Genomic DNA, 12239 nt, shown 5'->3' on the forward strand with positions numbered 1-12239 from the left:
ACGCGGTCGCCCTTGGCTGGGTCGAGCGCCAGCAGCGACAGCGACTCCGGCAGCCACAGGATCAGGATCGGGCACAGGATCAGCGGCAGCACGCCGCCGATGATGAAGATGACCTGCCAGCCATAGGCGGTGATGAGCTTGGCCGCGACCGCTCCGCCGATCGCCGAGCCCAGCGACACGGTCATGAACATCAGCATGATCAGCAGCGTCCGGCGACGCTGCGGCGCGTATTCGCCGGTCAGTGCGATGGTGTTCGGCAGGACGCCGCCGAGCCCGACGCCCGTGGCGAACCGGAGCATCACGAGGTCGGAGACGCTCGTGGCCTGGCTCGTGGCCAGGGATCCCAGCGCGAACACGAGGACGCCGGCGACGACCAGCCATTTGCGTCCGAGATAATCGGCGAGGGCGCCGAACACGAGGGAGCCGACCATCACGCCGAACAGGGACGCACCGAACACCGGGCCCAAGGCTCCCGGCGCGAGATGCAGGTCCTTGCTGAGGGCGGGCGCGACGAAGCCGAGCGCCTGGGCATCGAAGCCGTCGAGCCCGACGACCAGCGCGCACAGACAGATCACCCTGATCTGGAAACCCGACAGTGGCCGGTCGTCGACATAGCGTGTGAGATTGATCGCTTGCGACAATTGTCCCTCCCGGTGTCCATGTTGTTACCTCGCACCCTCGGTGGCGCCGGCTGTTTGCAACTATGTTGCATGTTCAAACTCTTTCGATTAGCCACAAAATTCTCATTCATTCATGAGGGAAGCTAATGGCCCCGACCTTGCGGCAATTGGAGGCCCTGGTCCTGGTGTATCGGCTCGGCAGCATCACCAAGGCGGCCGCGGAGCTGCGCGTCACCCAGTCGGCGATCAGCCTGCTGATCCGGCAGGTCGAGGAGAATTTTCAGCTCCGGCTGTTCGACCGGACAACGCGCGCGCTGCATCCGACCGCGGCTTGCCGCGAGGCGATCCCGGCTGCGGAGCGCATCCTGGCCGGCGCACAGGGGCTGTCGCGCCGGATGCGCGATCTGGCGGAGATCAAGGCCGGGCGCATCGCCATCGCGGTCTCGGCCGGCGTCGCCTCGGCGCTGCTGCCGCGCGTCTTCGCGGCCTTTCGTGCCCGCTATCCCGACGTGAGCATCGACCTGCGCGACGTCGCCCCCGACGAATTGTTTGCCATCGTGATGGCGGGAGACGCGGAATTCGGGCTCGGCAGCGTCGAGGACGAGGGCGTGCCGGAAGTGAGAATAGAACCCCTGATCCGAAGCCCGCTATCGGCGATCGGCGTGAAAGACGGGCGGTTCGAACATAGCCGCCGCCTGGCGTGGGACAGCGTGATGGGCTCCGACCTGATCACGATGCGACGCGGCACCCGCATTCGCGCTCAGATCGACGACGCGCTGGCGCGGACGGGTCGAACGCTGAAGCCGGTTCTGGAGGTCTCGCTGATCACGACGGCGCTGGCGCTGACGGCGGAGGGGGCAGGGCTCAGCATCCTGCCAGGGCACATGCTGCCGAAGTCGCAATTCCCGACGCTGGCGGCGGTGCCGCTGTCGCAGCCGACGATCCACCGGCATGTGTCGCTGCTCAGCCGCGCCGATTTCGGACTGTCGCCGGCGGCCCAGGAATTCGTCGCCATCGCAAAGCGCGTTCTGACGGCGAGGGAGGGGTGATCGCAAGCCGGACGCTGGCCGTCACTTCCCCAGCCGCTTCGCCTCGTTCCACAGCTCGTCCATCTCGTCGAGCGAGGCCTCATCCAGCGTGCGGCCGTTGGCGGCGAGCGTGTGCTCGATATGGGCGAAACGGCGCTCGAACTTGGCATTGGTGCCGCGCAGTGCGGTCTCCGGATCGACCTGGGCGTGGCGGGCGAGGTTGACGAGCGCGAACAGGAGGTCGCCGGTCTCGGCGCTCAGCTCGGTGGCGTCCTTCTTGTCCAGCGCGGCCTCGATCTCGTCGGCCTCCTCGCGGATCTTCTGCAGCACCGCGCGCGGGTCGTTCCAGTCGAAGCCGACGGTCGCCGCCTTCTTCTGCAGCTCCATCGCGCGCACCAGCGCCGGCTGCCCGGCCTTCACGCCCGACAGCAGCGAGGCCTTGCCGGTCTGCTCCTCCGGCGGCCGCCGCGCGGCGCGCTCGGCCTTCTCCTCGGCCTTGATGCGGTCCCAGGTGCCCTTGGTCGGCTTGGTGACGTTGCCGTCCTTGTCCGGGAACACATGCGGATGGCGGCGGATCATCTTCTTGGTGATGCCTTCGACGACGTCGCCGAAGGCGAACGCGCCTTGCTCCTCGGCGATGCGGGCGTGATAGACCACCTGCAGCAGGAGGTCGCCGAGCTCCTCGCGCAGATCGTCGAGATCCGCCCGCGTGATCGCATCCGCGACCTCATAGGCTTCCTCGATGGTGTAGGGCGCGATCGTCTCGAACGTCTGCTCGACGTCCCACGGACAGCCGGTGACGGGGGTGCGCAGCGCCGCCATGATCTCGATCAGGCGTGAGATGTCGCGGGAAGGGGTCATTGCAGGTCCTGACAGCGTCGTTCGATGCCCGTCTGTATGCCTCAAGCGGCGCGCCCCTCCCAGCGAAAACCGCCGCGGGTTCATGCCGGGTTGGCCCGGCCGGATGGTGATGCTAAGCGGGAGCCATGAGTGAACAGGATGCAACGGCCCTGGTGCTGTTCTCGGGCGGACAGGACTCGACCACCTGCCTCGCCTGGGCGCTCGACCGCTTCGCGCGGGTCGAGACGATCGGTTTTTCCTACGGCCAGCGTCACGCCATCGAGCTCGACTGCCGGGCGCGGCTGCGCGAAGGCCTCGTCAAGGTGCGCGCCGACTGGGCCGGCAAGCTCGGCTGCGAGCACACGCTGGACATCCCGACGCTGGCGGCGATCTCGGAGACGGCGCTGACCCGCGACGTCGCTATCGAGATGGGCGCCGACGGCCTGCCCAACACCTTCGTGCCGGGCCGCAATCTCGTGTTCCTGACCTTCGCGGCAGCGCTGGCGTATCGGCGCGGCATCCGCCACATCGTCGGCGGCATGTGCGAGACCGACTATTCCGGCTATCCCGACTGCCGCGACGAGACCATCAAGGCGCTGCAGGCGGCATTGAGCCTCGGCATGGCGCGCCCGCTCGAGCTGCACACGCCGCTGATGTGGCTGACGAAGGCGGCGACCTGGCAGCTCGCGCATGATCTCGGGGGCAGGGACCTGGTCGATCTCATCCGCGACCAGTCGCACACCTGCTATCTCGGCGAGCGCGGCGCCCGGCATGATTGGGGCCATGGCTGTGGCCGATGTCCCGCCTGCGAGCTGCGCGCCCATGGCTGGCACGCCTATGTCGGCGGCGGGTCCTGAAACGCAAAGCGGGGCCATGAGGCCCCGCGCGGTCTTCGATCGAGGTGACGACGTCAGGCCGCTTCGTGGTCCGATGGCTCGCGCTTGCTGACGACCACGAGATCGGTGTCGGCATCGTCATGGCTGTCGTCGGCCTGGTCGACGGCAGCGGACGCCGCCTGGGCGGCCAGCCGCGCAGTGATGTCGTCCTTCGCGTCCTTTCCGCTCTTCTCCCACGCCGGCGCATTGAGCACGACGATGTCGTCCTCATGGCTGGCATCGGCGTCATCGGCGGGCACGATCGACGGCGCCTTGGCCTCGACGACGCGCAGCGCGGGAGCCTCGACCTCGGTGGCGGGTTCGGCGGCCGGCTCTTCCGCGACCTCGGGTTCGCATGCCTCGGCAACAGTCTCCGCGGGCGCGTCCTCCTCGGCTGCGTCGGCGCTCATTGCGGCAGCCTCGGGCTCCGCATGGTCAGCTTCCGCAGCAGCGCTCGGCGGCGCCGCCACGTCCTCCGCCGCGCTGAGACCCAGATGCTCGGAGATCTCCTTGATCACCTTGTCGATCGCCTGCAGCACGCGATATTGCGGAATCGAGGTCATGTGCTGCTCGAACCGGGTACGCGCATATTGCAGCGAATCGATCACGTCGGTCGCGATCGACGAGCCCGAGGCTTCGGTGCCGTGCAGGGCGCCGGCGGCCTTCCTCGTCGAGTCCTCGATCAGCAGGAAGGCCTCGTATTGCGGAATCGATTTCAGCTTTTCGTGATAGTCGCGGCGCGCGCTCGTGAGCGTGTCGACGATGGCGGCGAAAGATTCATCTGCGGACATTCCGGTGTCCCCCCTCACTTCAGCAATGAAGATGCGCGGGACGCTACGAACACAGTCGTGAACGTTCAATTTCGAGCAAATACGGCTCTTCGCATCATGCATACCCCACCGTTAAGACGCGAAGGTCGAATGCCGCGCGAGCTGGTCACTCGGGATTAACGATGCTGATCATGAGCCGGCTCAGCCGGCGAAGTCCTCGGGCGACAGCTCGATCGGCTTGCCATGGGGCGTGCGGTCGGCGGCGTGATCCCAGGCGTCGCGGTAGCGGGCGAGGTTGGCGGGCGTGGTCACGCCCTTTTCGGCGACCAGCCGCTCCAGCGTGGCGAGCCAGTGCCGGTAGTAGGTGTCACCGCAATCGGCGTCGCCCTCGGCCTGCGCCCGCGAAATCTCCTCGGCGAGCGCGGCGGCCCATTCCGGCCAGGTGAACAGGCCGCGCGCGTGCAACGTGACCGCCATCGCGAAAGCGTGCGCCTCCCACGGCTCGCGAAACACCGGCCCCTCGGCATCGACGGGTATGCCGGGCAAAACCTGCGTCGCCGCGAGCGCGGCCTGATGATCGGGCGCGCTCATGCGCGTTCCAGATAGGGCTCGAAGGCGTCGACGGTCACCTCGAGCAGCGGATCCGGCGCATCGGCCCACAGATCGGCGCCGCTGAACGACACCGTGTAGAGCCATTGCGGGTTCTCGCCATGGCCATGCGCATTGCTGTCGGGAAACACGTGCACGCCTCTGAGCGCCTCGATCCGGCCGACATGGCCGCGCACGTAGCGCGGCAGCCGCGTATGCGTCGGCGGATGCATGTCCTTGGCGCGCACGCGATCGCCGACCGCGAACAGCGCCGGCGTCGTGGCGGCGCGCTCGGTCGGTCCGCCGCGGCCGAGCGTGACCGGGACATCCGCCGCCTTCAGGATCTTGGCGACCGGCCTTGCCGGACGCAGCATCTTTCCGGCGGCGATCTCATCGGCCTCGACCAGATGCCGCTCGGCCATCAGGCGCTCGATGCCGGCGAGCCAGATCTGGTAGTAGCTCCTTGCGAGATAGTCCGCCGCCGGCCGGTTCTCGCGGGCAAAGCGCGACATGTCGATGTTCCAGCCGCCCGGGGTCGCCATCGCCAAGGTCAGGGCGAACGCGCGGCGCTCCCATTCGGCGTGAAAAACCGGTTCGTCGGGCTCGGGACGCACCGGACCGAATCCGGCAACGCCCCCCATGTCGTGTGCGCCATCCATCAGCGGGTCACCTCAGCAGGCCGCTTCGGCAGGCCGGTGCCGATCATGCTGTCGCGCGTCACCAGCTCGGCCAACTGATCCTCGCTCCAGCCCTCGGTGCCCTCGGGCCGCATCGGCAGCACGAAATAACGGATCTCCGCTGTCGAGTCCCAGACCCGGATCTTCGTCGTCGGCGCCAGCGCGAAGCCGAAATCCTGCAGCACGCCGCGTGGATCCTTCACCGCCTTGGCGCGGTAGGGCGCCGACTTGTACCAGACCGGCGGCAGGCCGAGCACGGGCCAGGGATAGCAGGAGCACAGGGTGCAGACGACCATGTTGTGCAGCTCCGGCGTATTCTCGATCGCGACGATGTGCTCGCCCTGGCGGCCGGCATAGCCGAGCTCGCCGATCGCCGGCGTCGCATCGGCGAGCAGCCGCGCGCGAAAGGCCGGATCGGTCCATGCCCGCGCGACCACACGGGCGCCGTTGCGTGGCCCGACCTTGCTTTCATAGGTCTCGATCAGCACGTCGAGCGCGGCCGGATCGATGTAGCCCTTCTCGGTCAGGATGGTTTCGAGCGCGCGGACGCGCAGCTCGGTCTCGGACAGATCCGAGTGATCGTGGTGATGATCGTGATGGTGATCGTGGTCGGTCATGCCCCGAGCATAGGCGTAATCGGGCACCGCTGTCGAGCCGAGCGCGCGGCAAATGCCACGCGCGCACGCAGCTGTGTTGCGACACGCCCGCGCCCGTGTGACAGTCGCATGTTGTTTGATGGGAATTGGACATTTCGAACATGGATGTGATGCGCTGCCGCGCTTTGAGCCTCGTCGTTTTGATTGCGTTGTTTGCAGGTGCCGACCCGCTGAGAGCAGACGACGATCCACCGCCCGTATGGGCCTACCCGATCGCCCCGAAGGACTACGTGCCGCCATCCGATGACGGGTCGGTGCGTCGCGTTCCCGGGAGCAACGCGGGCTTCACGTTGACCGAGATCCGGGATCTGTTCTTCGCGCTCGACTGGTTCCCGGACGCGCATGCGCCGATGCCTGCGATCGTGGCCCGCGGCCGCCGCCCGAACCTGCGCCCCTGCGGCGTCTGCCATCGGCCCGAAGGCGTCGGCGGCCCGGAGAATGCCAGCCTCGCCGGGCTTCCGGCCGACTACATGCTGCGCCAGATCGAGGATTATCGCACCGGCAAGCGCACCACCGGCGTGCCGGCGCGGGCGCATGTGTTTCGGATGATTGCCGCGCTCAAGGAATTGACCGACGACGAGATCAAGGCGTCCGTGGCCTATTATGCGGCAATGAAGCTGCCGGCGCGCATCAAGGTGGTGGAAGCCGATACCGTGCCTGCGAACTACGTCCCCAACTGGTATTATACGCCCAGAAAGGACGGGCCGAGCGAGCCGCTCGGGGCGCGCATCATCGAAATGCCTGACGACGAGGAGGCCTTTGTCAACCGCGACTCCCGGGTCACCTTCACCGCCTATGTCCCGCCTGGAAGCGTCGCACGCGGCAAGGAGCTCGCGATGGGCAGGGAGGCCAACCGCATCCCGGCCTGCGGCGGGTGCCATGGCGACGATCTGCGCGGACAGGCCGACATCCCGCCGCTCGCCGGGCGGTCGCCGAGCATGATCGTCCGCCAGCTCTACGAGTTCAAACATGGCCTGCGCAACGGCGCCATGGCCGAGCCGATGAAGGACAATGCCGCCCGGATGACGCTGGCCGACATGACCGCGCTCGCGGCCTATGCCGCATCGCTGCCGCCGTAGCGGCGGGGCCGTCTCGAGGCATTCACGCGGCGGCCGTCGGGCGCCGCAGGGGTTCGGATGTCGAACGCAGTGGGGCGTCCGGCGTTGTTTCGGCGGCCATCTCGGACTGTTCAAATTGGCGCCCAGATGTGGTTCCTAGTCGGGTTCGCCCGCCGGACCCGGGGGTGAAACGACCAGACCTTGAGGTTCATCAATGCCGAACGACGTCTCCCGCCGTGATCTTGCGAAGCTGGCCGGACTGGCTGCCCTCGGGGCGGCCAATACGCCGGCGCAAGCGGAGGAGGCCACCGTGGGGGAGGATGCGAGCCGCCGTTTCCCGGCCGATTTCGTCTGGGGCACGGCCACCTCGTCCTATCAGATCGAGGGCGGTGCCCGCGCCGACGGCCGGGGCCCGTCGATCTGGGACGTGTTCACGCATCTGCAGGGCAACATCGAGGATGCCTCGACCGGCGACATCGCCTGCGATCACTACAATCGCTACAAGGAGGATGTGCGGCTGATCAAGGAGCTTGGCTGCCGCGCCTATCGCTTCTCGATCGCGTGGCCGCGGCTGTTTCCGGATGGCGGGCTGACGCCCAATCCGAAGGGGCTGGATTTCTACAACAGGCTGGTCGACGAGCTGCTCGCCAACGGTATCGAGCCTTACGCGACACTTTATCATTGGGACCTGCCGCAGGCGCTGCAGGATCGCGTCGGCGGCTGGCGATCGGCCGACACCGCAAGGGCGTTCGCGCATTATGCCGGCCATGTCGCCCAGCATCTCAGCGACCGGGTCAAGACCATCTTCACGATCAACGAATGCGGGCGGTTCATTCCCTTCGGCTACGGCCTTGGCATCGATGCGCCCGGGCTGAAGCTGCCGCCGCAGGAGGTCAACCAGGCGCGCCACCACGTGGCGCTGGCGCATGGCCTCGCCGTGCAGTCGATCCGCGCCCGGGGGCGGGTGGGCACCCGCGTCGGCATGGCCGAGAACATCACCGCCTGCCTGCCGGCGATCGACACGCCGGAGAATATCCGCGCCGCCGAGATCGCGACGCGCGAGATGAATGCCGGCTTCCTTAATGTCATCCTCGAAGGCCGCTACACGGAGGGTTTCCTGGCGTGGTCCGGCAAGGACGCGCCGGTGTTCACGGCGGACGAGCTGAAGACGATCTCGGCGCCGGTCGATTTCGTCGGCCTGAACATCTACGCGCCGCAGGCCTATGTGGTGGCGTCGAATCGCGCGCCGGGCTTCGACGTTCTGCCGATGCCGGCGTCGTTCCCGCATATGAGCTCGCCGTGGCTGCTGGTCGGTCCGGAGACCGCCTATTGGGTGCCGAAGCTCGCGGCCAAGATCTGGAATCTCAAGACCATCTACATCACCGAGAACGGCACCTCGTCGGACGACAAGATCACGGCCGACGGCAAGGTCCACGACCTCGATCGCGTGATGTATCTGCGCAACTATCTCGCCCAGTTGCAGCGCGCGACATCCGAGGGCGTGCCCGTGAAGGGCTACTTCCTGTGGAGCCTGCTCGACAATTTCGAATGGGTGTTCGGCTACAAGCAGCGCTTCGGCGTCTACTACGTCGACTTCGACACCCAGGTCCGCACGCCCAAGCTCAGCGCGTCCTATTATCGCCACGTGATCACGCGCAATGCCGTGAGTGCCTGAGCCCAGCCTCGCAGCGCTACTTTTACGAGATCACCACGCCGCCGCTCACGCCGACATTGCGTGCGCATGGTGGGGAAAGCACAGTTCGCGTCTCTCTTTCGCACCCGCGACAATTTGAACGGCAAAGGTCAGCCGAATTGACGTAAACGGCGGGCTCGCGTGATCCACTAGTGAGACCTTCTCGCCATGTCAGTATCTGTCGTTCGTTCGCCTGTCGGCCGCTTGTGCGCCGGCATTCTTGTCTGTCTCCTGGGCTCGGCCATGAGCCCTGCAAACGCGCAGAGCGACGCGACGAAGCCGGCCACGGAGCAGCCTGCGGCCGCAGCCGTCGACAAGCCGGCCGAAGCCCAGCCCGCGGTCAGCGAAGCCAAGCCCGAACCCAAGCCCGAGACCAAGCCGGCAGAGCAGGCGGCCGAGAAGCCCGCCGATGCCGCGGCCGAGACGGAGAAGCCCGCGGACAAGCCCGCCCAGCCCGGCACCGCACCGGCGGCCGCTGCCGCCGACGAGCCCAAGCCCGCGGCTGCCGCTCCGACGGAAAAGGCTGCGGCCGAAAAGCCGGCGTCGACCGAGAGCGCTGCCGACGTCAAGCCGGCCGAGGCGAAGGACGCGGCCAATCCCGAACCCAAGACTGAAGCCAAAACCGACCCCAAGACCGAGCTCAAGCAAGAGACCAAGCAGGAGGTCAAGCCAGAGACGGACGCAGGGCAGAAACCCGCGGTGACCGAGGCCAAACCTGCGGACGCTCCGCCGCCTGCGGCCGTCGTCAAGGACGCCAAAGAGCCCGAGAAGGCGCAGGCGAAGCCCGAGGAAAAGGCGGCCGAGACCAGCAAGCCCGCGGTCGCTGCACCGGCCGCAGCGGTCCCGTCGGCTCCGGCGCCGAAAGCCGCTGCGAAGCCGGAGGCAGCAAGCGGGTCAGAGACGCACGCGCATCATCACCGCGCGCAGGACGACGACAAGGCCGTCAAGCACAAGCCCCGCGCCGCCAAGCCGAAGCACCATGCGAGGAGCGGTCGCAATTGCAAGAGCTTCCGCACCTATGACGCGGAAACCGGCAAGTATCGGGGCTACGACGGCCGGCTGCATCGCTGCTCGTGACGCAAAACGAAACCAGCAGCGGCGGTGGCCGCTGCTGGTTTAGACGATCACAAGCCAGAATGGTCTGACGGGCTCAGCGCGGCAATGGCGATTGGATGCCCGAGGTGTTGCGGGTCAGGAAATTTCCGATCGTCGAGCCCTGCTGCTGCGGCTGGTTGCGCGCCAGCCCGGTCGTGGTGCGCTGCTGCGGCGTCACGATGATCTGTTGCGGCGCGCCTGGCGGGACCGCCGTGCCGCGCGCTTGCGCCCCCTGATTCGACATTCGCGAGACCAGGCGCATCAACTGATCCTGGCCGGCCTGCAACTGCTCGATGGCGCGGGTGTGGTCGCGGCTGGCCTGATCCTGGGTCGACTTGATCTGCTCGATCCCTTGCTGCAATTCGGCGATGTCGCGCGCCATCCGCTGCATCAAGGTCGCCGGCGTGCCGTTGGCGGCGCCGTCGTCGGTGCCCCGTAGCGAGGCGTTCGACATCATCGCGTCCTCATTGCCCGGCTGGGCCGCGGCTTCCTCCGACGTCGCCTCGCTGGAGCCGGGCATCCAGCGATCCATCAGTGCCGTCCCGGCCTCGCGTTGCGACCAGGCCACCGAGCCGCCGACCAGCACGACGAGCAGCGCAAGTCCCACCGCATTGCGCCCGCGCAGTTTCCCGAACGGCGCCTTGACGCGGGCCCAGCGGCCACGCTCGTTGCCAGGTACCTCGCCTGTGCTGACCGCGGCAGGGGCCTCCGCCGCCACGCCCGGCTTCTCGATCGCGGACAGGCGGGTGTCGATCCGGGTCAGCACCTCGCGCAGCACGCGGCGGTAGAGCTGATCGTAGCCCGCCTTCTCAGGCTTCTCCGGAGCAAGCCCGATCTCGCTCGGATCGATCTGTTGCACATTTTGTGTGGACTGCATGGTGATCCCCAAACCCTGTACGCCCGCCGCCGACGCCGCTTTTCTATTTGAATTTTCAAACGTGACTGGAGCGGCCGCTTTGGCCGAAAGCAAGACAGCGTCGTGACGAGGAGGGGGCCTTTTCGGACAATCTTCCCCGGCGTCCGCCAAGCAACGAGCCGCGTCGCAGGTTCCTTGCGCGGCCGACGGCCTTCAAGGTACGATCCAACCGTTGATCGTGAGGCTGGGGGGAAACGATGCAGAGATCGATCGCCATCGCGCGCGCCGTGCTGTGCACGACGGCGCTGCTGTATGAACTGATCCTGGGCCTAACTGCTCAGGCACAAGCCGCGCCGGCGGATGAGGCGACGCGCAAGGCGGAGCTGATGGCGGCCTGGCAGGCCGCGAGCCAGGCGGGGACCGACGGACCGAGTGACATCGCTCTGATCGATCAGGGCACGCTCAAGCTGCCCGCCGACTACTTCTACATTCCCAAGAGCGAAGGCCTGCGGGTGCTGCGCGCGCTCGGCAACGTCGTCAACGATGCAAGCTTCGTCGGTCTGGTCGTCGGCAAGCGCCAGGACGACGATTGGATGGTGGTGATCAAGCACATCAAGGAAGGCTACATCAAGGATGACGACGCCAAGAACTGGAACGCCGATGAACTGCTGAACAATCTGCGCGCCGGCGCGGAGGAGGCGAACAAGGACCGCGTCGCCCGCGGCTTCCCGGAGATGGTGGTGATCGGCTGGATCGAGCCGCCGGCCTACGATTCGACGACGCATCGCCTGGTCTGGTCGCTGCTCGCCAAGGACAAGAACCAACCCGATGATGCGCCGAAGAACGTCAACTACAACACGTTCGCGCTCGGACGCGACGGCTATTTCAGCCTCAACCTGCTGTCAGGCTCCGAGCGGGTCAAGGGCGACAAGGCGGTCGCGCACGAGCTGCTGTCCGATCTCTCCTACAACTCCGGCAAGCGCTACGAGGATTTCAGCGCGAGCACGGATCGGATCGCCGAATATGGGCTGTTGGCGCTGGTCGGCGGCGTCGCCGCCAAGAAGCTCGGACTGCTCGCGCTCGCGGGCGCCTTCATCCTGAAGTTTGCCAAGCTCATCATCTTTGGAGCGCTGGGGGTCGGGGCTGCGGTCACGAACTTCTTTCGACGCAAGCCGCGCAACGACAAGGCCGGCGGTGCCGCGTGAAGGCGCTTCTTCTAATCCTGTTCTCCGGCCTGAAATGGGGCAAGCTCGCCATGAGCGGCGGCACGATGCTGCTGTCGCTGATCGTCTATGCCGGCATCTGGGGCTGGCGCTACGCGGCGGGATTCATCGCGCTGCTGTTCGCCCATGAAATGGGACACTACGTCGCCGCGCGGCAGCGCGGGCTGAACGTTGGCGCGCCGGCCTTCATTCCGTTCGTGGGCGCCTGGATCGCGCTCAAGGAGCACCCCGTCGACGTGGAGACGGAGGCGTATGTGGCG

The 12239-nt window shown here is 67.0% G+C and carries 13 protein-coding genes and 1 pseudogene; 7 read left to right on the forward strand and 7 right to left on the reverse strand.

Annotation, left to right across the window (positions count from 1 at the left end; translation table 11 throughout):
• The coding region (locus BRAS3809_RS15435) for an MFS transporter (RefSeq protein ID WP_035656394.1) at window positions 1-641 on the reverse strand (641 nt) is incomplete at its 3' end.
• Window positions 642-766: 125 nt separating this feature from the next.
• On the opposite strand from BRAS3809_RS15435, the gene BRAS3809_RS15440 reads away from it, so the two are divergent.
• Window positions 767-1669, forward strand: a complete 903-nt coding sequence (locus tag BRAS3809_RS15440; RefSeq protein ID WP_008963046.1) for a LysR family transcriptional regulator — start codon at window positions 767-769, stop codon at window positions 1667-1669.
• 21 nt (window positions 1670-1690) lie between these two features.
• Here the strand turns inward: BRAS3809_RS15440 and mazG are convergent, their stop codons facing one another.
• Window positions 1691-2509, reverse strand: a complete 819-nt coding sequence (mazG, locus tag BRAS3809_RS15445; protein WP_008963047.1) for a nucleoside triphosphate pyrophosphohydrolase — start codon at window positions 2507-2509, stop codon at window positions 1691-1693.
• A gap of 125 nt (window positions 2510-2634) precedes the next feature.
• Between mazG and queC the strand changes: the two genes are divergently transcribed.
• Window positions 2635-3345 carry a 7-cyano-7-deazaguanine synthase QueC gene (queC, locus tag BRAS3809_RS15450; protein WP_008963048.1) on the forward strand — a complete coding sequence of 237 codons (711 nt, stop codon included), beginning with the start codon at window positions 2635-2637 and terminating at the stop codon, window positions 3343-3345.
• 53 nt (window positions 3346-3398) lie between these two features.
• Here the strand turns inward: queC and BRAS3809_RS15455 are convergent, their stop codons facing one another.
• The 4 genes from BRAS3809_RS15455 to nthA all read right to left on the reverse strand — a co-directional run bounded on the left by BRAS3809_RS15455 (window position 3399) and on the right by nthA (window position 6015).
• Window positions 3399-4154 (reverse strand): hypothetical protein, encoded by a 756-nt coding sequence (locus BRAS3809_RS15455; RefSeq protein ID WP_008963049.1) that lies wholly within the window; start codon window positions 4152-4154, stop codon window positions 3399-3401.
• Window positions 4155-4334: 180 nt separating this feature from the next.
• Entirely contained in the window at window positions 4335-4724 is a 390-nt protein-coding gene (locus BRAS3809_RS15460; protein ID WP_008963050.1) for a nitrile hydratase accessory protein, read from the reverse strand.
• Window positions 4721-5380: a nitrile hydratase subunit beta gene (gene nthB / locus BRAS3809_RS15465; protein WP_008963051.1), complete on the reverse strand. Its 660-nt coding sequence runs from the start codon at window positions 5378-5380 to the stop codon at window positions 4721-4723. The genes BRAS3809_RS15460 and nthB overlap by 4 nt, the downstream gene beginning before the upstream one ends.
• Window positions 5380-6015, reverse strand: a complete 636-nt coding sequence (gene nthA, locus BRAS3809_RS15470) for a nitrile hydratase subunit alpha (RefSeq protein ID WP_008963052.1) — start codon at window positions 6013-6015, stop codon at window positions 5380-5382. The genes nthB and nthA overlap by 1 nt, the downstream gene beginning before the upstream one ends.
• 329 nt (window positions 6016-6344) lie before the next feature.
• Between nthA and BRAS3809_RS15475 the strand changes: the two genes are divergently transcribed.
• The 3 genes from BRAS3809_RS15475 to BRAS3809_RS15485 all read left to right on the forward strand — a co-directional run bounded on the left by BRAS3809_RS15475 (window position 6345) and on the right by BRAS3809_RS15485 (window position 9882).
• Window positions 6345-7133, forward strand: coding sequence for a c-type cytochrome (locus BRAS3809_RS15475; protein ID WP_240535688.1), 789 nt, complete (start codon window positions 6345-6347; stop codon window positions 7131-7133).
• Window positions 7134-7326: 193 nt separating this feature from the next.
• On the forward strand, window positions 7327-8787 hold the full coding sequence (locus BRAS3809_RS15480) for a GH1 family beta-glucosidase (protein ID WP_008963054.1): 1461 nt from the start codon (window positions 7327-7329) through the stop codon (window positions 8785-8787).
• A gap of 261 nt (window positions 8788-9048) precedes the next feature.
• A complete protein-coding gene (locus tag BRAS3809_RS15485; RefSeq protein WP_008963055.1) occupies window positions 9049-9882 on the forward strand; it encodes a hypothetical protein in 834 nt (277 codons plus the stop codon).
• Between the two features lie 73 nt (window positions 9883-9955).
• On the opposite strand, the gene BRAS3809_RS15490 is transcribed toward BRAS3809_RS15485, so the two are convergent.
• Window positions 9956-10777, reverse strand: coding sequence for a hypothetical protein (locus BRAS3809_RS15490; protein WP_008963056.1), 822 nt, complete (start codon window positions 10775-10777; stop codon window positions 9956-9958).
• A 236-nt stretch (window positions 10778-11013) separates the two neighbouring features.
• On the opposite strand from BRAS3809_RS15490, the gene BRAS3809_RS15495 reads away from it, so the two are divergent.
• Both BRAS3809_RS15495 and BRAS3809_RS15500 read left to right on the forward strand, forming a co-directional pair.
• Window positions 11014-11961, forward strand: coding sequence for a DUF2167 domain-containing protein (locus tag BRAS3809_RS15495; protein WP_008963057.1), 948 nt, complete (start codon window positions 11014-11016; stop codon window positions 11959-11961).
• Window positions 11958-12239 (forward strand): annotated as a pseudogene (locus tag BRAS3809_RS15500) (site-2 protease family protein); the annotation flags it as partial. The gene BRAS3809_RS15495 and the pseudogene BRAS3809_RS15500, both read left to right, overlap by 4 nt.

It is taken from the genome of Bradyrhizobium sp. STM 3809, assembly GCF_000239795.1.
Taxonomy (GTDB): Bacteria; Pseudomonadota; Alphaproteobacteria; order Rhizobiales; family Xanthobacteraceae; genus Bradyrhizobium.

What these genes read in the sequence shown, in the direction of transcription:
- BRAS3809_RS15460 (WP_008963050.1), bottom strand. Translation starts at nt 4,724, where the DNA reads ATGAGCGCGCCCGATCATCAGGCCGCGCTCGCGGCGACGCAGGTTTTG.
- BRAS3809_RS15485 (WP_008963055.1), top strand. Translation starts at nt 9,049, where the DNA reads ATGAGCCCTGCAAACGCGCAGAGCGACGCGACGAAGCCGGCCACGGAG.
- BRAS3809_RS15440 (WP_008963046.1), top strand. Translation starts at nt 767, where the DNA reads ATGGCCCCGACCTTGCGGCAATTGGAGGCCCTGGTCCTGGTGTATCGG.
- BRAS3809_RS15455 (WP_008963049.1), bottom strand. Translation starts at nt 4,154, where the DNA reads ATGTCCGCAGATGAATCTTTCGCCGCCATCGTCGACACGCTCACGAGC.
- nthB (WP_008963051.1), bottom strand. Translation starts at nt 5,380, where the DNA reads ATGGATGGCGCACACGACATGGGGGGCGTTGCCGGATTCGGTCCGGTG.
- nthA (WP_008963052.1), bottom strand. Translation starts at nt 6,015, where the DNA reads ATGACCGACCACGATCACCATCACGATCATCACCACGATCACTCGGAT.
- mazG (WP_008963047.1), bottom strand. Translation starts at nt 2,509, where the DNA reads ATGACCCCTTCCCGCGACATCTCACGCCTGATCGAGATCATGGCGGCG.
- BRAS3809_RS15480 (WP_008963054.1), top strand. Translation starts at nt 7,327, where the DNA reads ATGCCGAACGACGTCTCCCGCCGTGATCTTGCGAAGCTGGCCGGACTG.
- BRAS3809_RS15490 (WP_008963056.1), bottom strand. Translation starts at nt 10,777, where the DNA reads ATGCAGTCCACACAAAATGTGCAACAGATCGATCCGAGCGAGATCGGG.
- BRAS3809_RS15495 (WP_008963057.1), top strand. Translation starts at nt 11,014, where the DNA reads ATGCAGAGATCGATCGCCATCGCGCGCGCCGTGCTGTGCACGACGGCG.
- queC (WP_008963048.1), top strand. Translation starts at nt 2,635, where the DNA reads ATGAGTGAACAGGATGCAACGGCCCTGGTGCTGTTCTCGGGCGGACAG.